This window comes from Micromonospora pisi (genome assembly GCF_003633685.1).
GTDB classification, from domain to species: Bacteria; Actinomycetota; Actinomycetes; order Mycobacteriales; family Micromonosporaceae; genus Micromonospora_G; species Micromonospora_G pisi.
The window spans coordinates 414,641-438,313 of record NZ_RBKT01000001.1 but is presented as its reverse complement, the minus strand read 5'-3'; the positions used below and the strand labels follow the sequence as shown (position 1 = coordinate 438,313).

The window sequence follows — 23,673 nt, the reverse complement described above, 5'->3', positions numbered from 1 at the left end:
CACCGCCGGCCCGCGTGGCGCTGGTCAGGAAACGGGTCGCTTGAGGTGGTAGCGGTGCACCTCGAACGTGCTCTCCTGGTTGTTGACGTCCTCGGCTGCCGAGACAAGCTCCCAGCCCTCCGCGCCGACCCGGTTGAGGTGCGCGATCGCGGTGTCCCCGAACGCCGAGACGTCCCTTCTGGAACCGTCGGGGCCGTACCAGATGTAGGTGAGATCCAACCTTCGGCCCTCGCCCACCCGACGCCGGACCAGCAACGCGTACTCCCATTTGACCATCCGTCCATTATGGCCAATATCCGGTGGGTGATCGCCAGCCCTCCGCCCGGTGCGCGCGGACGTGCCGGTGCCGGTTCAGTCGACCACGACTGGCATATCGCTGCTTATCTGGACGAAGCAGGCTGCGTCGCAGGTCGGAGCCAGGGCCGGAGCCGGGGCGTCAGCACCACCAGTACGACCGCCAGCACGGTGATCACCGCTTGGCCGATCCGTCCGACGGTCACCCCGACGGCCGGGTCGAGGACGTAGTTGGCGTACCCGTTCGCGACGGCATCCGTGACCAGCACCGCGCAGCCCAGCGACAACCCCTCGGCCCGGCGGGCGGCCAGCAGCCCGGCGGCCAGCGGGTCGAACAGGGTGAGCGAGACGAAGTAGACGGCCAACCACGTGGGCACGTCCGGATAGGGGCGGGCGCCGCCGCTCGCGAGTTGGAACAGGTGCACCACGGTGCCGTACGCGAAGACCGCGACAGCGCACCTGATCACAACCGTCACCCATCCTGGTGCGGCCGACGGCCCACGCGTCTCCACCCGGCAAGTCTGCACCGGGACGGTGCGCGCCGTCGGCTCAGGAGAAGTGGGTCTTCGGGCGGGCGAGCCGTTCGCCGTCGAGGACCACGTCGACCTTCTCGTTGTAGAACGCGATCAGACCGGCGATCGGGCTCAGTTGCCGGGTCGGGAAGTCGTACGCCCAGGCCAGGTCCGGGTGCAGCTTGTCACCGGCCCGCACCGACCAGTAACCGCTGGTCCGACCCTTGTAGGGGCACTGGGTCACGGTGTCGCTGGGTACCAGGTGGGCGAAGTCGACCTCGGTGCGGTTGAGGTAGTACCGGGTCGGCAGGCCGGTCTCGAAGACCAGCACCGGCGCGGACGACTCGGCCAGCACGAGGCCGTCGAGTTCGATCCGCACCCGGCGGGTCGAGCGGAGTGCGTCGACCCGGCTGTACGGGTTGCGCGGGTGGACGAACACCTCCTCGTCCTCTTCGTACCAGGCGTCGAGTGCCTGCCACTCGAACCGGACCGTCTCCGCCAGGCAGGCGAGGACCTCCCCGGTGTACACCCACGCGGACTCCCCACGGGTGGCGTCGCCGACCTTCAGCCCGTGCCGGTTCGCGGTGCCCCGGCGCAGTCGCTGCGGATGCTTCTCGTCCACCAGCACCCCGGGGCGTACGTCGGCCAGGGGGATGTAGTACTGCGGGTAGTTCGGCCACTCCCAGACGTACAGCGCCCGGGTGGTGTCGAGCACCACCTCGCCACCGAGCATCGCCCGGATCCGTCGCGGTACGGGTTCGACGTGATTGGCCGGAACGATCATCTGCGGGTAGTCAGGCACGGTCACCCGTCCAGGTTTGTGCTGAATTGTCGAGCTCAGGATACCCGTACGGCGTACCCCTTGCCGGCAGTTCGCCCCAGCGCCGGCCCTGGGCGGGACCGGGACCCGGCAGGCCGTGGCCGCCCCGGTCGGCCTCCACTTGCGACGACCTCGGGATGCCCGTCGCGCGTCCATGGGCCTGCCCGGACGTACGCGCCGAGGTGCTCAAGCTCGCCGGTGTCCAGAGCTTCCTGCAGATGTAGTCGGCTCTCGGGGTCCCGCATCGACAGGACCGGCAGTGTTTGGCACAGTGTGAGCGGAAACTAACGCAACGCGATGGCCTGCTCGGGTGATCGGAGGAGTTCCCCGACCGCCCGAGGTCGAGCGGCCAGGTTGACGGAGGAGCCGTGCGCCAGACCGCCAAACTGTTTCGCCAGCGCACCGGGGCGTCCATGGACGGTGACGACGACACCGACCCCAGTGCGACCCTGCCGGAACTGGCCGACCTCGATTGGATGCACCACGGCACCGCCTTCGCGGCGACCAGTTTCTGGGCCGTGGCACGGCGACTGCCCGCCATCGTCCGGGAGGCGATCGCCCTTGCCTGGGGCGTGAGCCGCCGCGACACGGTGGCGGCGATCGGCCTGAACGTCGCCGCCGGTGTGATGACCACGTTCGGCCTGCTCGCCACCAGCACCGTGCTGACCGAACTCTTCGCCATCGGCCCGACCCCCGACCGGGTCCGGTCCGCCGCTCCCGCGTTGCTGCTGGCCGCGCTGGCGGTGCTGGCCCGGGGCGGACTCACCATCGCCGCCGGCTGGGCGCAGGCACGGTTGATCCCGCAGATCAACTACGGGGTGGAGCTGCGTCTGTTCGAGGCGACCACCGCCGTCGAACTCGCCGCCTTCGACGACGCCGGATTCGCCGAGGAGATGGACCGCGCCCGGAACCGTGGGATGGAGGAGGCGGCGTCCATCGTCGACGACACGGTCAACCTGATCACCGGTCTGGTCGGGGTGCTCGCCACGGCCGCCGCCGTCACCGTCATCCAGCCGCTGCTGCTGCCCTGCCTGCTCCTCGCGGCGGCGCCCCTGGCCGTCACGGCGGTCCGGATGGCCCGCCGGGAGTATCTCGCCATGCTGGCCCGGCTCACCCGACGGCGGCGGATGTGGATGCTCGCCCACCTGATGGCCAACCGGCACACCGCGGCCGAGGTACGCACGTACCAGATGCGGACCTTCCTGCTCGGCGAGTACCAACGGATCATGCGGATGGAGACCCGCGCACAACTGCTCCTGGTCCGTTCGCAGACGGTGACCCGGCTCGCCGGAGCGTCCGTGGCCGGGCTCGCCACCTTCGCCGTCTACCTCGTGCTCGGCTGGCTGCTCCTGACCGGCATGGTGCCGCTGGCCGCCGCCGCGACCGCGATGCTCGCCCTGCAGGCCGCCCGCGGCAGCCTGAGCACGGCCGTCCACGCGACCAATTCGCTCTATGAGGACGCGCTCTACTACCGGGACTTCCAGTCCTTCCTCCACCGCGCCGACGGGCACACCCCGACCGGCGGCGGCGAGCCCGCGCCGGGCTACCAGGAGATCGAGTTCGACCAGGTCAGCCTCTCCTACCCGGACACCGACACCCCTGCTGTGGACCAGGTGAGCCTGCGCATCCGCCGGGGTGAGGTGATCGCGCTGGTGGGTGAGAACGGATCCGGCAAGAGCACCCTCGCCAAGCTCATCGCCGGGCTGTACCGGCCAAGCGGCGGTGTGATCCGGTGGGATGGAGTCGACACCACTCGGCTCGATCCGGCGAGCCTGAGCGGACAGGTCGCGGTGATCAGCCAGGACTGGTGGCGGTTCCCGTTCACCGCCGGCCGCAACATCAGCATCGGTCGTTACGACCGGAGCAACGGCGACGGCCCCAGTGTGACCGAGGCGGCAACGGCGGCCGCTGCCCACGACATGATCAGCGGCCTGCCGAGAGGCTATGAGACCCTGCTCAACCGTGAGTTCAAGAACGGCCATGACCTCTCCGGTGGGCAGTGGCAACGACTCGTCGCCGCCCGGGGCCTCTACCGCGACGCCCGCCTGCTGATCTGTGACGAACCCTCCGCCGCCCTCGACGCCCGCGCCGAGCACGCCCTGTTCCAGCAACTACGGCGCCGGCCCGAACGTACGGTCGTCCTGATCACCCACCGGCTGGCCAACGTACGGCACGCCGACCGGATCTACGTCATGCACCAGGGCCGGATCATCCAGCAGGGCGGTCACGACCAACTCGTCCAGGAGGACGGCCTCTACCAGGAGCTGTTCCACCTCCAGGCGAGCGGCTACCTGGCCTGACCCGCCATCGGACCAGGTGGGCCCGATGGTCGGGCCTTCCATCCCGACACACCGCTATCCTCGTTCCGGCCGGCGCCGCCGACGCCCGGCCGGAACCACAGCGCGGGAGGAACGACGATGACGGACGTACGGATCGAGTTCGACGTACCCGCCGAGATGCGCGACGGTGTCGTCCTGCGCGCCGACGTGTTCCGGCCCGCCGGGGCGGGACCGTGGCCGGTGCTGCTGGTCCGGACGCCGTACAGCAAGCAGGATCCGGGCATCCTCGCCACCCTCAACCCGCTGGCCGCCGTACGCCGGGGTTACCTGGTCGTGGTTCAGGACACCCGGGGCCGGTACGGCTCCGAAGGGGAGTGGGAGCCGCTACGCCACGAGCAGGCCGACGGATACGACACCGTACGCTGGGCCGCCGCCCTGCCCGGCGCCAACGGACTCGTCGGCATGTACGGCCCCAGCTACCTCGGCAACGCCCAGTGGATGGCGGCGGCCGGCAAGCCGCCGGAGCTGAAGGCGATCGCCCCCGCGTTCACCTGGTCCGAACCGTTCGACGGGTTGTTCGGCCGGGGCGGCGCGATCGAACTCGGACTCGGCGCCAACTGGTCGCTGCAACAGGGCGCCAACCTGATCAGCCGCCGGTTCCACGACGCCCCCGACGAGCGCCACCGGCGGCTGGTCGCGCTCGTCGCCGAACTGGACGGGCTGGACACCGGCGCCTACTGGGAACTGCCCGCGGCGGCGTTTCCGGCCTTCGCCCGCCATCAGGTCCCGGACCTGGGCTACCAACGCGCGCTCGCCGACCCGGACGTGGTCGCCGCCTGCCGGGTCACCGACAAGTACGACCAGATCGACCTTCCCACCCTCAACATCGGCGGCTGGTACGACGTGTTCATCCAGGGCACCCTGGACAACTTCCGCGCGATGAGTGACACCGGCCGCCCCGCCCAACTGATCGTCGGACCCTGGTCGCATCGCAGCCAGGGCGGTCACCAGCAGGGCGAACTCAACTTCGGTCTGGCCGCCAACGAGCGCAGCCTCGACCTGCGCTCCACCCTCGGCGAACTCCAGCTCGACTGGTTCGACCGGTGGCTGAAACCGGCGGCGGACCAGTCGGCGGCGCAGCGGCGGTCGGCACCGCAAGCCCCGGTGCGGATCTTCCTCACCGGGGTCAACCGCTGGCGGGACGAACCGGCCTGGCCGCTGGCCCGTGCCGTCGACACCCCGATGTACCTCGGCACCGGCGGGCGGCTCCACGTCGAACCGCCGGCGCCCGACGAGGAACCGGACACCTTCCGGTACGACCCGGCCGATCCGGTCCGCACGCACGGCGGACAGATCCTGATGGCGACGGAGTACCCACCGGGCCCGTTCGACCAGGAACGGGTCGAACGCCGGCCGGACGTGCTGGTCTACACCGGTGAGCCGCTCACCGACGACCTGGAGGTGACCGGGCGGGTCCGGATGCGACTGGTCGCCGCCTCCAGCGCCCCCGGCACCGACTGGGTGGCCCGACTCTGCGACGTCGACCCGGCGGGCGTCTCGCGCAACCTCGCCGACGGGATCGTCCGGGTCACGGGCGAGCCGGGCCAGCCGGCGGAGCACGAGATCGACCTCTGGTCGATCGGGCACGTCTTCCGCCGGGGCCACCGGCTCCGGGTCCAGGTCACCTCGAGCAACTTCCCCCGCTGGGACCGCAACCCGAACACCGAGTCGGTCGACGGGACCGACAGCACGTTCGCCGACCAGACCGTCCACCACGACGCGGCCCGACCGTCGCGGATCATCCTGCCGGTCGTACCCGCCGGGGAGCCGGTCCTCGATGGAACCGGCTCCCGCGACTGACGGTTCGTTCGACCACATCCGACGATGTAGTGGTCAGCCCGGTCCCGGGCGACGGTGGGTCGGTCACGAAACATCGGCTTCAGTCCATGAAATCCGATGATCGTGCGCGTACCCGTGCGCACCGCCCGCAGCGCCACCGCGGCCTCCGACTGGTCGCGGCGGCGGGCCTGACAACCTGTGTCCCGTCCAGGTGACGGTGACATGTGGGGTAGGCGTCGAGTCGGACTCCGCCATGTGGTTTCGGACGCTCGACTGCTGAGAAATCCAGGCTTAGTCGGCGGATTCGATGGATGACCTTGGTGTCTGGAGCCGGGCGAGGAGGCCATCGTTGGCGTGGGACATGAAGGCCTCCTGTCGCTGGAGCGGCTCCTGGGCAGCGCCAGTCCACAACCGGAGGCCTTCACCTACTTACGACACCAGATCGTGTCGTCACACAATCTCGACCAACCTCCCCGGGCGGTACATCTAGGCCGGGTGGGACTGGACGATGAGGCCCAGACACATCTCGTCGCTGGTGCCCTCGCCCCAGACCACGTACCGGGGCGGCAGCGGTTGCAGCGCGGGCAGTTGTCGGCGCAGACCGGCGTCGTGCGTACAGGTCACCCGGTAGGAGTCCCCCGGCTCCACGGTGACCGGCGCGGAGAGGGGGTGCATCGCCTGGGCGTCGAAGTCGTACGCGGGAATGTCGAGCAAGGTACGCGCCTTCGTGGTGCCCGGGTTCAGCTCGACCTTGATCGAGCGGCCGAGCAGGTGCATGTGCCCGGCGAGGGCGTACAGGGTGGATTTCTCGGTGACCTGGTGGTCACAGTGCTGGGTGGTGCCGGCGGTCGGCGCCCGGCCCCCGTTGCAGTACTGGTTCAGCTCGCCGACCGCCTCCTCGGCCTCGGCGCCGAACCGGTGTGCGACGTCGGCGACGGCGGCGGTCCGGTCGCAGAGCGGCCCGGACTCCTCCGCCGTGCAGGGCAGTTCGACCGGGGCGGGGAGCAGTGTGGTGTGCAGGGGGACGAAGTCGGCCCCGCCGTCGGTGAGCCGGAGCCGGATGCCGGACCTGTCGGAGCCGACCGCGCCGGGCGGCGCGCCGAGCAGGTTGTAGTGCACCTGCATGACGAGTTGGCTGCCGGGTGTCATCTGGTAGCCCAGGTTCGGCGCGAGCAGGGTCTCGTTCGCGCCCGGTGCCCAGTGTGCGATCCAGGCCGCGTCGCGCCCGATACCGCTGTTGCCGAAGCAGGTCCAGCCCTCGCCGGGCGTACGGTCGTCCAGCGCGCGGGCGGCCGTGGCCTCGGCCGGCGCGATCCGGAAGAAGATCGCGTGGTGGACCAGGTCGACGTTCTGTGGCAGGAACTGGCTGCCGGTCAGGTACGCCGGGTTGGTGAGTCCGGGGTCGACCAGGAAGCACCGGTACTCGTCGGTGCCACCGTTCGGTGCCGCCGGGGTGTACGGCTGCGGCATGGTCAGGTTGACGAATCGTTCTCCGTCCCGGAGCGGGGCCGGCACTGGTGGATCGAAGCTGCTGTCGTGGCCGCCGTGACCGGCGCCGCTCGGCGTCGGAGTGCCGCCGCCGGACGGGTCGCCCGCCGGGCCGAGGGCGCAGGCGGTGACGAGGAGAGCGACAGCGCCCAGTGCGGCGGCCGCGCGAAGGGACCGCTGGACAGGTCGGACGAATTCCATGGCTGCCTCCGGTCGGGTGGGGATCCGCTCGGCAAGCCCGAACGGGTCAGGCGCCACCCGCTGTAAGCGGGCAATGATGCTCTGTGAGCCTGGCCAGCCTACCGGGGTGTTATTCGCCGTATCCGGGACGACACCGCAGATGTCCTAGATCAGACACTATGGAGGCTGAAAGTGAGTTTTTCCCACCTTTGTGGTCGCCGTCCATCGGAGGCCCGTGGTCAGTGGTCAGTGGGGAGGTAGCGGTCACTCCACTCGTTACGGAACTTGCCCCGCGGGTCGTACTCGTCGCGCAGCGCGATGAAATCGGACCAGCGGGGATAGCGTCCGCGTACCACCTCGGGGTCGACGCCGTGCAGCTTGCCCCAGTGCGGGCGGGCGGCGAACGGGGCCAGGCGCTCCTCGATCGCGGCCAGCACCGGGGTCACCGCCGAGGTGTCCTTCACCCAGGTGAAGTGCAGAGCCACACTGTCGCGCCGGTAGCTCGGGCTCAACCAGAGGTCGTCGGCGGCCACCGTACGGATCTCGGAGATCTGCAGCACCGGCGCGATCCGGTCCCGGACGGTGGCCAGCGCGTCGAGCGCGTCGCGTGCGTCGGTCCGGGCCACGAAGTACTCCGACTGCAGTTCCTCGCCGCTGCTCGGGGTGAACTCCAGCCGGAAGTGCGGCAGCCGGGTGTGCCAGGGGCCGGGGACACCGAGCTGCTCGGTGCAGTTCACCGCCGACATCCCCGGTACGGGGTGCAGCGGTCGGGTCGCCAGCGTGGCGCCGTACCAGTCGGACGTGGCGGGGGAGTCGTCGCCGTCGACCCGGAGCTTGCGCCAGACCTGGTCGATCCCGGTGCCGGTCCAGTCGGTGAAGAGGCTGACGCTGTACCCGGCGCCGAGGACATCGTCGAGCCGGTTGTGCAGCTCTGCGCCGGGAAGGTCCTGGTAGACGTACTGCCGCAGGTCGTAGCTCGGCTCGATCTCCAGCGTCAGCGCGGTCACCACGCCGAGGGCACCCAGCCCGACGACCATGCCGGGGAAGCGGTCACCGTCGGTCTCCCGGCTCACCGTGACGAGCTCCCCGTCGGCGGTGACCAGCTCCATCGCGCGGACCGCGGTGGCCAGGTTGCCGTTGCGTTCGCCGGAGCCGTGGGTCGCGGTGGCACAGGCACCGGCCACCGAGATGTGCGGAAGTGAGCCGAGGTTGTGCAGGGCGTGACCCCGCGCGTGCAGCCGTGCGGCCAGGTCCCCGTACCGAATGCCGGCGCTCACCGTGACGGTCCGGCCGTCCTGGGCGATCTCCACCCGTTCCGGCAGCCCGGCGACCGAGACGAGATCGCCCGACGTGTCCGCGATGTCGTTGAACGAGTGCCCGGTGCCGAGCGCGCGCACCCGCTCGCTGCCGGCGACGAGACGACGCAGCTCGGCGACGGAGGAGGGGCGGTGGAACCGGCGGGCCCCGAAGGTGATGTTTCCGGCCCAGTTGGATCGGGCATCGGTCGCCGGTGCTGGTGTCGGTCCGGTCGTGGACGGGGGAGTCATCTGTGGTCCTGTCTGCTGGCCCTGGTGTCGGCCCCGGGCGGGTGGGCCGGCGCGTGCCACCACGGGCGGCGGCACACCGTACCAACATTGCCAAGCCGGCAGCCGCACGCCAAGGTCGACGGTGACACCACCGCCGCACCGCCCGACCCACCTCTCGCCCGACACTCCTCGAAAGAAGGTAATGGTGACCACACCCTCGACCCCCGGGGCCGGCAACCTGCCACCCGGACCGGCCGGCACGCCCGTACCTCCCTCGGCCGGCGGTGCCGTACCGGAACTCGCGCCGCCCACGGTGACCGTGGCGACCTACCCGGACTACGCCGCCGCCCAGCGTGCCGTGGACTACCTGTCGGACAGCGGGTTCCCGGTCCAGCACACCGCGATCGTCGGCACCGGTCTGCGCCTGGTGGAGAACGTCATCGGCCGGCTGACCACCGGTCGCGCGGCCTCGGCCGGGGCGGCCAGCGGCGCCTGGTTCGGGCTCTTCATCGGGGTGTTGTTCGGCATCTTCAGCAGTGGAAGCTGGGTCGGCGTGCTGATCGCCGCGGTGGCGATCGGAGCGGTCTGGGGAGCGATCTTCGGCGCCAGCGCACACGCGATGACCAGAGGTCGGCGCGACTTCACCTCACGCAGCTCGCTACAGGCGGAGCAGTACGCCATCGCGGTCGAGGCGGAGCAGGCCGAACAGGCGCGTCAGTTGCTCGTCCGGCTGAACTGGCGCACCAGCGAGGCCGGCACGGCCGGCTGACCGGGTCCACCCGTACACCCGGCACTGCTCGGGGCCGCGCGACCGCAACCGTCGCGTGGCCCCGATTTTTGCTCGCCCCGGATCGACGTGTTGTGCGCTTTCCGGCGTGTCGGGTGGTTCATGATGATTCAGGACACGCCGAAACACCCCCCGACCTTCTGGAAAGGGGACCTTCATGCACGTCCTGATCACAGCGGGGGGCAGGCGTACCGAACACTGGACCGAGCTGTTCGCGGCGCTCTGCGACCGGCCCGACGTGGCCCTCACGGTGCTCGCCGCCGACGTCTCCGCACCGACCCACCGGGCCCTGGACCGGTTGGCCCGGCAACGGTCGAACCTGCGCTACCACCTGGTGCCGCACCTGCTCGGCGAGGACCGCACCGGACACATGGCCTCAGCGCTGTTCCGGCCCGGCACCGGTCGCCTGCTCGGCGGTCGGTGCCCGGACGTCGTACACGTCATCGGCGAGGCCGCCTACCTGACCACCTGGCAGGCGATCCGGATGCGTCAGCGGTACTGGCCCGCCGCGCCGATCACGCTGCACGCCGCCCAGAACATCGTGATGCGTTTCCCGGTTCCGTTCCCCCGCCTGGAGCGGCAGGCGTACGACACCGTCGACCACGCCTTCCCGATCACGCCCGCCGCGCTCGGCGTGCTGCGCGCCAAGGGCTACCGGGGGGCGGCGACCATCGTCCCGCTCGGCGTGGACACCACGCTGTTCCAGCCCCGGCCGGCGCCCCGACCGCAGGGCGGCCGCTTCACCGTGGGCTTCGTCGGCCGGCTCGAGCCGCACAAGGGCGTACGCGACCTGCTCCGGGCGGTCGAGCTGCTCGACTGCGACCTGCTGGCGGTGGGCGGCGGCAGTCTCGCCCCCGAGATCGAACGCCTCGCCGCGAACCGCCCGGGACGGGTACGGCTACACGGCTGGACCGACCACGGCAACCTACCGAAGCTGCTCGCCCGGATGGACGTGCTGGTCCTGCCCTCGATCGAGGTGATCCAGCGCAACCTGGTCCGGTGGATCGGCATTCCGCAGCGGGAGCAGTTCGGCCGGGTACTGGTGGAGGCGATGGCCTGCGGGGTGCCGGTCGTCGGCAGTGACGTGGGCGAGATTCCGTACGTGCTCGGCACGGCGGGCCTGACCTATCCGGCTGGCGACGTACTGGCCCTGGTGGACCGGTTGGCACGGCTGCGGGACAACCCCGACTTCGCCCGCCGCCTGGCCGGCCAGGGCGTCGCCCGGGCCACCACCGAGTTCAGCTGGACCGGGGTGGCCGACAGCATGTGCCGTGTCTGGCGGCAGTTGACCGGCACCGGCGGGCCGGGTGGCCGGGAGCAGCCGGCCGACAACGCGACGGGGACGGCGGTGAACGGAAACCACTAGGGCGTCGCGGGCAGGTGGGCGGTGAGCTGGGCGGCGAGGTCGTCGACGGTGGTCAGGGAGTGGCCTCCGGCGGAGAGGTCGAGTTCGACGTCGTACTCGGTCTCGATCGCGTCGATCAGCCGGAGCAGACCCAGCGAGTCCACGCCGAGGGCGACCAGCGAGGCGGTCGCGTCCAGCGCGTCGTCCGCCGTCACCGCCCCGTCGGTGACCTCGTGCACCAGATCGGCCAGCCGTCGGCGCAGGTCGTCGTCGGCGTTCATCGCCCACCTCCCGAATCTCGTACGAACTCCGCGATCTCCGCGATCGTCGGGGTGTCGAAGAAGACCTCCAGCGGCACCTCCACCCCCAGGTGCTGGTGGATCCGGCCGCTGATCCGGGTGATGGTGAGCGAATGACCACCGAGGTCGAACAGGTCCTCGTCCAGGCCGATGTCGCTGATCTGGAGCACGTCCTGCCAGATCGACCGGATCCGTCGCACCACGTCGTCTTCGACCGGCGTCGTCGGCGGGCCGGGGACGAGGATTCGGTCCGGAGGGGGATCGGGCAGGGCCGACCGGTCCAGTTTGCCGTTCGCGGTGAGCGGCAGCCGGTCAAGGAAGACCCAGGTGTTCGGCAGCATCGCGGCGGGCAGGGTCCGCGCCAGGTGGGTACGGAGCGCGCCGGGCTCGGGCGGTGGGCCGGCCGGTACGACGTACCCGATCAACGTGGCCTCGGTCGCGTCACCGCGCAGCACGACCGCCGCGGCGACCACCGCCGGATGTGCCGCCAACCCGGCCTCGATCTCACCGAGCTCGACCCGGTGGCCCCGGATCTTGACCTGCTGGTCGGCCCGGCCGATGAAGTCGAACCGGCCGTCGGGCAACCGCCGGACCAGGTCGCCGGTCCGGTAGAGCCGCCCCGCCGACCCGCCCGACCCGGCGGGCGCGAACGGATCGGGTACGAACCGCTCCCCGGTCAGCTCCGGTTGGCGCAGGTAGCCGCTCGCCACCCCAGGACCACCGAGGTACAGCTCGCCCGGTACGCCCACCGGCACCGGCCGCATCCGGGCGTCCAGCACGTACGCGCGGGTGTTCGGCAACGGCCGCCCGATCGTCACCCGTTGCGGCCCTTCGGGCAGGTCGGCGGCGGTCGCGTAGATGGTCGCCTCGGTCGGCCCGTAACCGTTGACCAGGCGGGCCACCCGGGCCCGCAGTTCCCGGGCCAGGGGCAGCGGCAGCGCCTCACCCCCGGCGAGCGCCACGATTCCGCCGCTTTCCGGCGAGCCGACGTCCGGTGAGTCGGCGTCCGGCCCGCCGGCGTCCGGGCCGCCGAAGCCCGCGTCGAGCAGGATCCGCCAGCCTGACGGGGTTGCCTGGACGTGGGTGACCCGCTGCTCCCGGATCAGCCGGCACACCGCCGGCCCGTCGGCAGCGTGCGTACCGGAGGCGACCACCACACTGCCACCGGTGACCAGCGGCAGGAAGATTTCGACCCCGGAGATGTCGAAGGAGAGCGAGGTCAGCCCGAGCCACCGGTGCGCCGGCCCGGCGCCGAGCAGGTCGCCGAGGCCGAACAGCAGGTTGGCCAGCGCGCCGTGGCGCACCATGACCCCCTTCGGACGGCCGGTCGAGCCGGAGGTGTGGAGCACGTAGGCGAGATCGTCGGGGCCGACCGGCGCCGCCTGCCCCGTGACGATCCCATCCGGTTCGATGCCGGCGTCGAGGTCGTCCACGACGAACACCGGAGTTCGCGGGTCGAGTCGGGCGGCGACCGGTGCGGTCGTGACGACCAACGCGGGATCGGCGTCGTCGAGCAGCATCGCCTGCCGGGACGGCGGATAGGCGGGGTCGACCGGCACGTACGCGGCGCCGAGCCGCAGCACCGCCAGCAGCGCCGCGACCGCCTGCCAGGACCGGTCCAGGGCGATCGCGACGAGCGCACCCGCCCCGACGCCCCGCTGGCCCAGCAGCGCGGCGAGTCGTCCGCTCACCGCGTCCAGCTCCGCGTACGTCAGGCGTCGGTCCCGGTCGACGACGGCGACCGCCTCCGGGTGGCGGCGTACCCGCGCGGTGAAGAGTTCGGGGACGGTGGCCTCGACGGGATAGTCGCGGGCGGTGGCGTTGCCGTCGTCGACCAGCCCGGCCCACTCGTCCGGCGGCAGCAGCGGCAGCGTCACCATCGGACGGTCGGGGTCGTCGAGCACCGCCGCCAGCACCGTGCGCAGGTGTGCGCCGATCCGGTCCACGGCCGCGCCGTCGATCGCGGCGGGGCTGTGCTGCAGGCTCACGGTGACCGCGTCCGAACCGTCGACGACCTGCACGTGCAGCGCGTTGCGGGCGGTCCCGTTGAACAGACTCCAGACGACCTCCGTCGCCGCACCGGCGAACTCGGGCGCGGCCGCCCGGCGGCGGTAGCCGACCGAGACCGGGGTCAGCGCGGGCGCCGGGCGCAGCCCGTTCACCGCCCGCGCGAGCGGTACGTGCCGGAACCGGTACGCCTCCCGCAGCCCGGTCCGGACCGCGTGCGCGTAGTCGCGGAAGGAGCCGGACGGGTCCGGCGGGTACGTCGGCAGTTCGTTGACGAAGAGGCCGACCCGGCCGGCGCTGCGGGCGGTACGGGTGGACATGCCCACGCCCACCGGCAGATCCTGGTTGCCGTACCGGTCGAGCAGGGTGTGCACCACGGCGAGCAGCAGTTCGAAGCGGGTCACGCCGATCTCCCGGGTGACTCGGTCGAGGCCGTGCACGAGTTCGGGAGCGAGCGTGAACTCCCGGCTCTGCCCGGGCTCGGCCGAGGTCGGCACCCGGATCAGTCCGGGCAGGACCACCCCGCCCGGCGGTGACCAGCGGGAGTCCCAGAACCGCCGGGCCGGCTCCAGTTCGGCGGTGACCCGCTCCTGCTCGGCCGCCGCGTCCCCGGCGTACGGGTCGGCGGCGGGGCCCAGGTCGACCGGTCGGCCGGCCACCGCAGCCTCGTACGCGGCCGCCAGGTCGGCGAGGAGTACGTCCTTGGACATGCCGTCGAAGACCAGGTGGTGCGCGGTGACCAGGAGCAGGCCCCGGGTCGGCGAGGTCAGCAGGGTGAACCGGGCCAGCGGCCCCTGGCGCAGGTCGAACGGTCGGGTCAGTTCCGTACTCAGCCGGTCGTCGGTCAGTTCCCCGTGCCGTACGGAGATCTTCTCGGCGGCCGGGACCAGGGCGGGAACGCCGTCCCGGTCGGGCTCGACCGCTGTGCTCAGCACCTCGTGCCGGTCGATCACCGCCGTGCACGCCTCGGCCAGCGCGGACTGGTCGAGATCGGCGCCGAACCTGATCCCGAGGGCCAGTTGGTACGTGCCGCCCGCGACGCCGGCCTGCTCGGTGAACCAGACGGCGTGTTGGGCGTACGTCGTCGAGGTCTTGTTCACGGGCCCTCCGGAAGCTGGGTGTGCGCGAGTTGGCTGACCAGTTGACGTTTCAGGACCTTGCCGGCCTCGTTGCGGGGCAGCTGTTCCACCACCAGCACCCGGGTCGGGAGCTGGTAGTCGGCGAGCCGGCCGGCGAGGAAGCCGCGCAGCGCGGGGAGCGCGAACTCGGCCTCCGGGGTTCCCGGGTGCGGTACGACCACCGCGGCGACGGTGCTGCCCAGCACCGGATGGGGGACCCCGACGACGGCCGTCTCGGCGATCCGGGGGTGTTCGTAGAGGGCCGCCTCGATCTCCAGGGTGGAGATCTTGAACGCCCCGGACTTGATCACGTCCTCGTGCCGGTCGGCGAGGTAGAGGTAGCCCTCGGCATCCATCCGGCCGACGTCACCCATCCGTACCCATTCGCCGTGGAAGGTGGCCTGGCTGGCCGGATCGTCCCGGTAGTAGGCGCGTGGGTGGCGGCAGCGCAGCCAGACCTGTCCGGTCGCGCCGTCGGGCAGCGCCCGACCCTGGTCGTCGGCGATCATCAGGGTGCCGGGACCGGCCCGGCCGACCGCGTCGGGGCGGGCCGGGTCGAAGATCATTGTGGTCTGCGCGGGCGCCGCCTCGGTCGACGTGTAGTAGTTGACGATCGCCGCGTTCGGAAAGGTCGCGGCGAGCCGGGCGGCGACGGCGGGTGCCAGCGGGGCGGCGGTCGACCCGATCAGCTGCACCCGGGACAGGTCCCGTCCGCGCAGCGCCCCGGAGTTGAGCAACTCGATCGCCATCGACGGCACCACGAAGACCGTGCCGGTGCCGGGCGCCTCGACCAGGCGGGCGAACCGGGCCGGGGTGAACTGCGGCAGGGTCAGCGCGGTGGGGTGGGCGGTGAGCGCGTTGAAGAGCATCGTCTGGGCGGCGTTGGTGCCGATCGCGAACGCGTGCAGGAAGCGGTCCGAGTGGCCCAGTGCCAGCCGGCGCGGATGGGTGGGCGCGGCGGCGGTCAGGTTCGCGTGGGTCGCGCCGACGCCCTTGGGGCGGCCGGTGGCACCGGAGGTGTAGAGGATCTGGGCCAGGTCCCCGGGACGGGCCACGGCGACCGGGGTGGTGCCGGCCGATCCGCCGCCGGCGGCGACGAGGTCGGCCACGGTCGCAGCCGGTACGGGCCAGACCGGCGCCGGTCCGGTACCGGCCTCGGTGCCGTGGACCAACGTCGTGGCCGCGCAGTGCGCCAGCGCCTGCCGTACCTGGGCGGTGGCGAGCCGGTCGGAGAGCGGCACGGCCACCCCGCCCGCCCGCTGCACCCCGCAGTACGCGACCGCGAAGTCGACCCAGCCGGCGGCGCCGAAGAGCAGTCCGACCCGTTCACCGGGACCCAGCCCGCGCGCGTGCAGCCCGGCGGCCACCGCGGTCGCGCCCGCCTCCCACTCGGCGAAGGTCAGCGACGCGACCCGGTGCACCTCGATCGCCACCCGGTCCGGGTGGGCCGCCGCCCGCCAGCTCAGCAACTCCGGTACGGTCCGGGCGACCGCTGTCCGCCCACCCCGGCCGCCAGCGACGACTCCCGTACCACCGGCCACCTCGGCTCCTGTCCCGCCGGCCACCTCAGCTCCCGTCCGCGTGCCGTGTGCCGGTTGCGGCGCCGGCCACTTCCCGCTCCGACCGGTCCGTCGGCCCGGTGCCGGCGCGGGCAGCCCTGGCCTGCCGGGCCTCGATGCCCAGTACGTCGTCCGGCGGCGCGTCGGGCACCTCGTCGTCGAAGCGCGCCAGCACCCGGGTACGCAGCGACACCACCGCGGTCAGTCCGATGCACAGCCCGAAGGCGACGTAGAGCAGGCCGATGCCACGGCCCGGTCCCACCCCGATCACCGCGCCCACCGTCGGTGCCAGCGCCCCGCCGGGCTGGAGGAGCGGCTCCGCCCACCCGGAGGCGAGCGGTGCGATCACGCCCCAGCCCAGTGGCAGGGTGGACCAGGCCACCATCTGGTTGAGTGCGAAGACCCGCCCGTGGAACAGTTGCGGCACCTTGGTCTGCACCACCGTGGCGTACACGCCGTTGACGACGCCGAGCGCGAGGTACATGCCGAAGGCCCCGGCGGCGATCACCGTCAGGTCGGGCCGCAGGCCGGTGACGACACAGGCCAGGCCGAGCAGCACGGTGCCGATCAGGACGGTGCGCATCCGGTGGTGCCGGGGACCGCCCCAGACCAGCATGACCAGTCCACCGGCGGCCCCGCCGAGCCCTCCGACCAGGGCGATCCGGGCCACCTCGGCGAGGTCGGCGAAGCCGAGCACCAGCGGGGAGAGCAGGAACAGCGCGGGGAAGAGGAAGAGGTTGAGCAGGGCGAAGAAGACCAGCATGGCCCGGAACTCGCGTCGTCGCCACGAGTAGCGCAGCCCGCCGGTGATCTCGGCGCCGATGCTCTCCCGCCGCCGTAGTGCCATCGTGGCGGGGAAGCGGATGGCGAGCAGCACCACGATCGCCAGGCCGTACAGCACCACGTCGATCACCAGGATGCCGTGCAGGTCGACCGCCTCCAGCAGCGCCACCGCGATCAGCGGCACCATGAACTGGGTGAGGCCGGTCGCCGTCTGGGTCACCCCGTTCGCGTGACCGAGATAGCGCTTCGGCACCAGTTGCGGCACGGCCGAGACGAAGGCCAGCCGTTGGAAGGCCAACGCCACCGAGAGCCAGGCGACCAGCAGGTAGAAGTGCCACACCTGGGCCAGGTCGGCGAGGAGCGCGGCGGCGATGACCAGTTTCGCGCCACCGGCGGCGCAGCAGGCGAGCAGGATGATCCGGCGCCGGCTGGTCCGGTCGATCAGCGCACCGGCGAGCGGCGCCACGAGCAGCCCCGGCACCAGACCGAGGACGGCGAAGAGGGCGAACCGGGCGAGCGAGCCGGTCTCCAGGTAGATCCAGAGTGGCAGCGCGAAGTTGGTCAGCGCGGTGCCGGTCATGGTCACGATCTGACCGACCGCGACCAGGGCGAACCGTCGGATACTCGGTTCGGGGGTGCGCGGGACGGTGGCGTCGGCGACCACCGGGAGCGGTGCGCCGCCCCGCGTCGACTCCGGGGCGGTGCCGGCGCCGGAAGCCCCGTCCATCGTGGACGTCTCCGCCGCGGTACGCCGGGACACCCCCGTCAGCCGCCAGCCCGGGTCCGGCTCCGCCGGGACATGCGCGGCGGGTGTCTCGTTCGCCCCCGCCGTCGCCGGGTCCGGCCGGTCCAGCCGGCGGTCGACGGTGGTGACGATCTCGGCCAGCTCCGCCGCCCGGTACTTCAGGAAGTAGTGGCCGCCCTCGTCGACCACGGCCAGTGCGGTCCGGTCGGAGAGGAAGTGCCACTCCCGGAACCGCTCCTCGGCGTACTCGGTGCCCCGGTCGCGATCACCGACCACGCAGACGATCGGCGCCCGCAGCGGCGCCACCCGCTGATGCACCAGGGCGGTGAAGTAGTCCTCGGCGACCCGGGCGTCGTGCCGCATCGCGCGGATCAGGAAGGCGGCCTGGTCCGGGTCGAGTGCACCGAGGTCGGCGCCCTGCGCCTGGAGCCAGGTGCGGTAGATCCGGTCGCTGCGGATCCGCTCGGCCAGCCGCAGTCGCAGCAACGGACCGAGCACCCCGCCGACCGGACGGGCGAACGGGAACACCCCACCGAGGTAGAGGGCGTCCAGGTCACGGCCGGCGGCCTCGAGCAGACGAGCGATCTCGACCGCGAGCGCCCCGCCGGGACCGCAGTGGCCGTACAGGGCGAGCGGGCCGTCGACCGTGGCCAGGATCTCGTCGGCGACCGCGCGGGCCACCTCCGGGATCGGTCGGGGGTCGTCGGCGAGGCCGATGTCGTGCCCGGGTACCGCCACCGCGTAGAGGCGGTGCCCGACCGGCAGCGCGTCGGCCAGTGGCTGGTAGACCACCGCGCTGCCGCCCCCGTACGGGACGCAGACCAGGGAGCGCACCCGCTCGGTGGTCGCCGGCACCGGTGGGGTCAGCTCGTGCAGCAGGCCGCCGGCCCGGCCGCCGTCACCGGTGACCAGTTCGGCCAGTTCGGCCAGTTCGCGTACGGTGCGGTGCTTGAACAGGTCCATCACGGTGACCGGGTGCACCGGTCCGTCGACGGTTTCCGGCAGTTCGCGCCGGAGCCGGGCCACCACCCGGGTGGCGAGCAACGAGTGTCCGCCGAGGTCGAAGAAGTCGTCGGTGACGCCGATCCGGTCGATCCCGAGCACCGCCTGCCAGACCGCCGCGATGACGGTCTCGACCGGGCCGTCGGGCGCCACCCGCGTACCCGTGGGTCGGTCGTCGCCCGGCGGGGGCAGTGCCCCACGGTCGACCTTGCCGTGCTCCTGCAACGGCAGCCGGTCGAGCCAGACGTAGCGGGTGGGGATCATGTACTCGGGGAGCCGGTCGGCGAGAGTACGGCGCAGTGTGGCGGGTTCGGTCGTCACCGCGCCGGAACGCCGTTCGAGATAGGCGACCAGCCGGTCGTCGCGGAGCAGCACGGCCGCCTGGACGACCCCGTCGTGCTCCCGTAACGCCGCCTCGACCTCGCCCAGCTCCACCCGGTAGCCGCGGAGTTTGACCTGGTGGTCGCGGCGGCCGAGGAAGACCAGCTCGCCGTCGCCGCGCCACCGGCCGAGGTCGCCGGTGCGGTACAGCCGGCCACCGGGCGGCCCGAACGGGTCGGCGACGAACCGCCCGGCGGTCTGCCCCGGTTGGTTCAGGTAGCCGCGGGCCAGCCGGTCCCCGCCGAGGTAGATCTCCCCGACGGTGCCGACCGGCACCGGGCGCAGTCGGTGGTCCAGCAGGTGGACCCGGGCGTACGGCAGCGGCGTGCCGATCGGTACCGGTCCCGGCCCGGTCCCGGTCGCCCGGATCCGGTACGTGGTGACGCCGACGGTCGCCTCGGTCGGGCCGTAGTGGTTGACCACCCGGGTGTTCCCCTCCGCCAGCCCGGCCGCCCAGCCGGGGTCGGCCGGCTCCCCGCCGAGCAGCAGCGCCCGGTGCGGGAGCAGCGCACCCGGGGGCACGTCGGCGGCGAGCGCGGCCAGGTGCGACGGGGTCATCTTCAGGTAGTCGATCCGGTGTCGGCGCAGCTCGTCGGCGAGTTCGGCGCCGGTGCAGCGGCGGGGCACCAGGTGGACCGTGCCGCCGGTCGCCAGGGCCAGGTAGAACACGGTGACGCTGAAATCGAACGACATCGACTGGAGCAGCGCGTACCGGCCGGCGGGTGGCACGTCCAGGCGGTCGGCGATGCCGTTGAGGTAGCGCAGTACCTGCCGGTGGGCGACGGCCACCCCCTTGGGGGTGCCGGTGGAGCCGGAGGTGTAGATGACGTAGGCGAGGTTGTCCGGCGACGCCCCGTCCGGCGGCGCGGTCTCCGGTTCGGCCGCCACCTCGTCGCGTACCAGGTCCAGGCAGACCAGCGGGGCGTCGGTCAGCGGCGCCAGCTGGGCCCGGAGCGTGGTGTCGGTGAGGACGATCGCCGGCCCGGCGTCGGCGAGCATGCCGGCGAGCCGTGCCGGTGGTTGCTCGGGGTCGAGCGGCACGTACGCGCCACCGGCCCGGAGTACGCCGAGCAGGGTCACCGCGAGTTCGACCGACTGTTCCAGGCAGACGCCGACCAGTGACTCCGGCCCGACGCCCCGTCGACGCAGGAACCGGGCGATCCGGTTCGCCCTGTGGTCCAGTTCGCGGTACGTGACCGAGTCGCCGCCGCAGACCACGGCCGCCGTCGTGGATGTGCTGACCGCGTACGGCGTGATCAGGTCGGCGAGGGTCCCGGCGTCGCTTGTCGCTGTCGTGGCGCCCGCTGCCCGCCGGGCCGGTGCCGGGGCGCCGAAGGAGAGCACCCGGTCCCGTTCGGCCCGGTCGAGCAGGTCGAGGTCGACCAGGGGAAGGTCCGGCCGGGCCACCGCGGCGCGCAGCAGGTTGCGGTAGTGGTCGGTGAAGCGGGTCATCGTCTGCGGGTCGAACAGGTCGGTGTTGTAGAGCACGCTGCCGCGCAACCCGTCGTCGGCTTCGGAGAGATAGACCGCCAGGTCGTAGCGGGCGCTGGAGATGCCGGTGCCGAAGCTCTCCGCGACCAGTCCGGCCGGCCACCGGTTCGCGCCCCGGGCGTAGTTCTGCAGCGCGAACATCACCTGGAAGACCGGGGCGCGGCTGACGTCGCGGGGCACGTGCAGTTCCTGCACCAGCCGTTCGAACGGGACCTCCTGGCGGGCCAGCGCCCGGATCACCGTTGTCCGGGTCCGTCCGAGCAACGTCGCGAAGCTCGGCTCGACCGCGCTGCCGGTGCTGCCGCCGGCCCCGGTTGCGGCGGCGGCGTCGAGGTTCAGGTCGGCGCGGAGCGCGAGCGTGTTGATGAACAGGCCGATCAGGTGCTCCAGTTCGGGCACCACCCGACCGGCGACCGGCGAGCCGACCGCGAAGTCGCGCTGCCCGGACTGGCGGAACAGCAGTGTCTGGAGTCCGGCGAGCAACGTCATGTACAGCGTCGCGCGATGGCGCCGGCCCAACCGCCGCAGCTCGTCGGTGAGTCCGGCGTCGAGCGTGAAGCGGTGGGTCGCGCCCTCATGGCCCTGCTCGGCCGGTCGGGGCCGGTCGGTGGGGAGTTCCAGTGGTGGTACGTCCGCCAGCGCGCCGCGCCAGTAGTCGAGCTGGCCGCGTACGGCCGGGCTGTCGACGCGTTCCCGTTGCCAGGCCGCGTAGTCGCCGTACCGGACTGCCGGTGCCGAGGGCTCGGGGCGGCCGTCGAGGTACCCGGCGTACTGGGTGGCCAGCTCGCCCAGGAGCAGGTCGAACGACCAGCCGTCGGTGACGATGTGGTGGGCGGCGAGGTGGAGTACGTGGTCCGTCTCGCCGAGCCGGATGAGCAGCGCCCGCAGCAGTGGTGCGGTGGCGAGGTCGAACGGCTGCCGGGCGGCGTCGGCGACCAGTTCCCGTGCCCGTCCGGCGCTGTGCGCGTGGGCGGTGACGAGTGGGACGGTGACCGGTCCGGCCAGGTCGACGGCGGGCAGGCCGTCGACGTCCTGGGTGAAGCGCATGCGCAGGCTGTCGTGGCGCGCGGCGACCGCGTCGAGGGCGCGGCCGAGCAGGTCGGGATCGAGTGGACCACGCAGGCGCAGGGTGACCGGGATGACGTACGCGGCGGTGCCGGGGGCGAACTGCTCCATGAACCAGAGCCGTTCCTGGCCGAAGGAGAGCGGGGCGCGTCCGTCGGGCCGGCGGGGAATCGTCGGCGGCCCGGTGGCGGCCGGTCGTGCGGGTAGCTCGACCTCGGTCACGTGGTCTGCCTCAATTCGCCGAGACGGGCGGGCCCACCCCGTGCATTGGCCGCATCGTCGGTCTGATGGTCGGTCAGCTCAGCGTTTCGTCGTTGCTCAGTGTTAGCGCGGCGTTCCGATTCGCAGTGTGCCCGTTGCGCTGGCCGGCGGGGATCGGCCGAACGGGGCAGCGGATTGGAACCGAATCACGGATACCCTCCACATAGGACGACCCACCTCAGGAAACCGCTTTCCCCCTCGATGTAAGGAAGGGCCCCTTCTTATCGTTTTCCGTAGTACAAGGGCCCCTTGTTAACACTCCGGGTGCGTTGCCGGCATCGCGATCGGGGCCGAGAATCGCTGGTTACCGAGACGTCCCGGGAGGGTGCATGGTGCGGGTGGCGATACCGGACGGGACCGTCGTGCGACGGTGGGCGGACATCGAGTTCCGTGGCGACCGGGCGGAGACCGCCCCGTTGACCTGGGGACAGCGGGCGATGTGGTGGACCCTGGACGACTTCCGGTCGCGAAACAGCTGGCTCAACCTGTGCCGGGTGGTTGCCGTACCGCGGCGTTCCCCGTCCGACGTGCCGGCGGTCGCCGACGCGATCGGCGCTCTGGTCAACCGGCACGAGTCGCTGCGGACCCGGGTCCGCCCGGTCGGGGACGAACTGCGGCAGGTGGCGGCCGACACGGGACGGCTACCCCTGCTGATTGTCGAGGCGGTCGAGGGCGGTACGGACGACCACCTCCCGAACGACGACGGCGCGGGGCTCGCCCGCGAGGTGGGGGAGCGACTCGGCGACGCCCCGTTCGATCACGCCGAGGAGTGGCCGGTACGGGTGGCGCTGGTGCTCGTCGCCGGCCGGGTACGCCGGATCGTGCTCGTCTTCAGTCACGCCACAGTGGACTTTCACGCCACCGAGACCGTGCTGCGGGATCTGCGACTCCTGCTCGTACGCGGAACCGTGGCCGCGCCGCCGGGCCTGCAGACGATCGACGTCGCCCGGCGGGAGGCCCAGGCCCAGCGGCGTCGCTCCGCGCGGGCGATCGACTACTGGACCAGGGAGTTCCCGCGCCTGCCCGTGGGTGGATTCGCCCACGGCGGCCCGCCGCATCCGCCCCGCTACCGGCAGCTGACGCTGGTCTCCGAGGCGGTCGAGCTGGCCAGCCACATGATCGCGGCGCGGCACCGGGTGAGCACCTCCACCGTTCTGCTCGCGGCCACCGCCGCACTGACCGTCGACACCGACACCGGCTCCAGCTCCGACACCGGCTCCAGTTCCAGCTCGGACACCGGCACCGGCACCGACAACGGCACCGACAACGGCACCGACAACGGCTCCGGCACCGGCTCCAGAGGTGCGGAGGCCCGTCGCGGGCCGGACCGGTGCGGTCTGGTCAGCATGGCGAGCAACCGGTTCCAGCCCGGACACGGCGACGCGATCGCCAAGCTCAACCAGCTCGGACTCATCGTCGTGGATCTCGCCGACCGGCCCAGCTTCGCCCGGCTGCTGCCCCGGGTCGGGCAGGCCGCGATGGAGGGGTACCGGCACGCCTACTACGACCCGCCCGCCATCCGGCGCGCCTTCGCCGACCTGGGTTTCGACTATCTCACGATGCTCGGTCCGTACTGCCTGGTCAATGACATCCGACTGCCCCGGGATCCGGCTGCCGCTGCACCGGACCTCGATCAGCGGGCGCTGGACGAGGTCCGGGCGCGCAGCACGATGGTCTGGTCCGAACCAGCCACCAGGTTCGTCTGGCGCTGCCGGCTGCAACTGGTCGACGCGCCCGGCGCGGTGGGCCTGGTCCTCACCGTGGACACCTGTTTCCTGCCGCCGGACCGGGCCGTGGCACTGCTGCGCGACTTCGAGGACCTGCTGGTGCGGGCGGCGCTGCGGGACGTACCGTGGCCGTGGCGGCCACCGGGCGGGGCGCGTACCCCCTGA

The 23,673-nt window shown here is 72.1% G+C and carries 14 protein-coding genes; 5 read left to right on the top strand and 9 right to left on the bottom strand.

Translation table 11 applies throughout. The features are described from left to right. Nucleotides 1–24: 24 nt before the first annotated feature. The 3 genes from BDK92_RS01845 to BDK92_RS01835 form a co-directional block, all read right to left on the bottom strand. Nucleotides 25–276 carry a hypothetical protein gene (locus BDK92_RS01845; RefSeq protein ID WP_121153997.1) on the bottom strand — a complete coding sequence of 84 codons (252 nt, stop codon included), beginning with the start codon at nt 274–276 and terminating at the stop codon, nt 25–27. 104 nt (nt 277–380) lie between these two features. After that, nucleotides 381–761: a hypothetical protein gene (locus BDK92_RS01840; protein WP_246016728.1), complete on the bottom strand. Its 381-nt coding sequence runs from the start codon at nt 759–761 to the stop codon at nt 381–383. Nucleotides 762–843: 82 nt separating this feature from the next. Continuing rightward, nucleotides 844–1,614: a DUF427 domain-containing protein gene (locus tag BDK92_RS01835; protein ID WP_246016726.1), complete on the bottom strand. Its 771-nt coding sequence runs from the start codon at nt 1,612–1,614 to the stop codon at nt 844–846. Between the two features lie 380 nt (nt 1,615–1,994). Between BDK92_RS01835 and BDK92_RS01830 the strand changes: the two genes are divergently transcribed. Together BDK92_RS01830 and BDK92_RS01825 are read left to right on the top strand one after the other, a co-directional pair. Next, nucleotides 1,995–3,926 (top strand): ABC transporter ATP-binding protein, encoded by a 1,932-nt coding sequence (locus BDK92_RS01830; RefSeq protein WP_342775800.1) that lies wholly within the window; start codon nt 1,995–1,997, stop codon nt 3,924–3,926. Nucleotides 3,927–4,043: 117 nt separating this feature from the next. Beyond that, nucleotides 4,044–5,765 (top strand): CocE/NonD family hydrolase, encoded by a 1,722-nt coding sequence (locus BDK92_RS01825; RefSeq protein WP_121153991.1) that lies wholly within the window; start codon nt 4,044–4,046, stop codon nt 5,763–5,765. A 465-nt stretch (nt 5,766–6,230) separates the two neighbouring features. Here BDK92_RS01825 and BDK92_RS01820 read toward each other — a convergent pair whose 3' ends face one another. Further along, entirely contained in the window at nt 6,231–7,433 is a 1,203-nt protein-coding gene (locus tag BDK92_RS01820; RefSeq protein ID WP_121153989.1) for a monooxygenase, read from the bottom strand. 218 nt (nt 7,434–7,651) lie between these two features. After that, nucleotides 7,652–8,959: a D-arabinono-1,4-lactone oxidase gene (locus tag BDK92_RS01815; RefSeq protein ID WP_121153987.1), complete on the bottom strand. Its 1,308-nt coding sequence runs from the start codon at nt 8,957–8,959 to the stop codon at nt 7,652–7,654. A 181-nt stretch (nt 8,960–9,140) separates the two neighbouring features. Here BDK92_RS01815 and BDK92_RS01810 point away from each other — a divergent pair, with 181 nt between their 5' ends. Further along, on the top strand, nt 9,141–9,707 hold the full coding sequence (locus BDK92_RS01810; RefSeq protein ID WP_121153985.1) for a YflT domain-containing protein: 567 nt from the start codon (nt 9,141–9,143) through the stop codon (nt 9,705–9,707). Between the two features lie 175 nt (nt 9,708–9,882). Further along, entirely contained in the window at nt 9,883–11,091 is a 1,209-nt protein-coding gene (locus BDK92_RS01805; RefSeq protein WP_121153983.1) for a glycosyltransferase family 4 protein, read from the top strand. Here the strand turns inward: BDK92_RS01805 and BDK92_RS01800 are convergent. Genes BDK92_RS01800 through BDK92_RS01785 form a run of 4 tightly spaced genes read right to left on the bottom strand, consistent with a single transcriptional unit; the run spans nt 11,088 to nt 21,742 of the window. Next, nucleotides 11,088–11,351, bottom strand: coding sequence for an acyl carrier protein (locus BDK92_RS01800; protein ID WP_121153981.1), 264 nt, complete (start codon nt 11,349–11,351; stop codon nt 11,088–11,090). The genes BDK92_RS01805 and BDK92_RS01800 overlap by 4 nt on opposite strands. Next, nucleotides 11,348–14,476 carry a non-ribosomal peptide synthetase gene (locus BDK92_RS01795; RefSeq protein ID WP_121153979.1) on the bottom strand — a complete coding sequence of 1,043 codons (3,129 nt, stop codon included), beginning with the start codon at nt 14,474–14,476 and terminating at the stop codon, nt 11,348–11,350. Before BDK92_RS01795 ends, BDK92_RS01800 begins: the two co-directional genes overlap by 4 nt. After that, the gene (locus tag BDK92_RS01790; RefSeq protein ID WP_246016722.1) at nt 14,473–16,059 is read right to left on the bottom strand and encodes a class I adenylate-forming enzyme family protein; all 1,587 of its coding nucleotides are present in this window, start codon (nt 16,057–16,059) and stop codon (nt 14,473–14,475) included. Before BDK92_RS01790 ends, BDK92_RS01795 begins: the two co-directional genes overlap by 4 nt. Before the next feature lies 1 nt (nt 16,060). Further along, a complete protein-coding gene (locus BDK92_RS01785; RefSeq protein WP_246016721.1) occupies nt 16,061–21,742 on the bottom strand; it encodes a non-ribosomal peptide synthetase/MFS transporter in 5,682 nt (1,893 codons plus the stop codon). A gap of 368 nt (nt 21,743–22,110) precedes the next feature. Here BDK92_RS01785 and BDK92_RS01780 point away from each other — a divergent pair, with 368 nt between their 5' ends. Then, nucleotides 22,111–23,673: a condensation domain-containing protein gene (locus BDK92_RS01780; RefSeq protein WP_121153978.1), complete on the top strand. Its 1,563-nt coding sequence runs from the start codon at nt 22,111–22,113 to the stop codon at nt 23,671–23,673.

Bases quoted from the DNA above. Each gene is read 5' to 3' on its own strand.
- BDK92_RS01845 (WP_121153997.1), bottom strand. From the start codon at position 276: ATGGTCAAATGGGAGTACGCGTTGCTGGTCCGGCGTCGGGTGGGCGAG.
- BDK92_RS01825 (WP_121153991.1), top strand. From the start codon at position 4,044: ATGACGGACGTACGGATCGAGTTCGACGTACCCGCCGAGATGCGCGAC.
- BDK92_RS01820 (WP_121153989.1), bottom strand. From the start codon at position 7,433: ATGGAATTCGTCCGACCTGTCCAGCGGTCCCTTCGCGCGGCCGCCGCA.
- BDK92_RS01815 (WP_121153987.1), bottom strand. From the start codon at position 8,959: ATGACTCCCCCGTCCACGACCGGACCGACACCAGCACCGGCGACCGAT.
- BDK92_RS01810 (WP_121153985.1), top strand. From the start codon at position 9,141: ATGGTGACCACACCCTCGACCCCCGGGGCCGGCAACCTGCCACCCGGA.
- BDK92_RS01805 (WP_121153983.1), top strand. From the start codon at position 9,883: ATGCACGTCCTGATCACAGCGGGGGGCAGGCGTACCGAACACTGGACC.
- BDK92_RS01800 (WP_121153981.1), bottom strand. From the start codon at position 11,351: ATGAACGCCGACGACGACCTGCGCCGACGGCTGGCCGATCTGGTGCAC.
- BDK92_RS01780 (WP_121153978.1), top strand. From the start codon at position 22,111: ATGGTGCGGGTGGCGATACCGGACGGGACCGTCGTGCGACGGTGGGCG.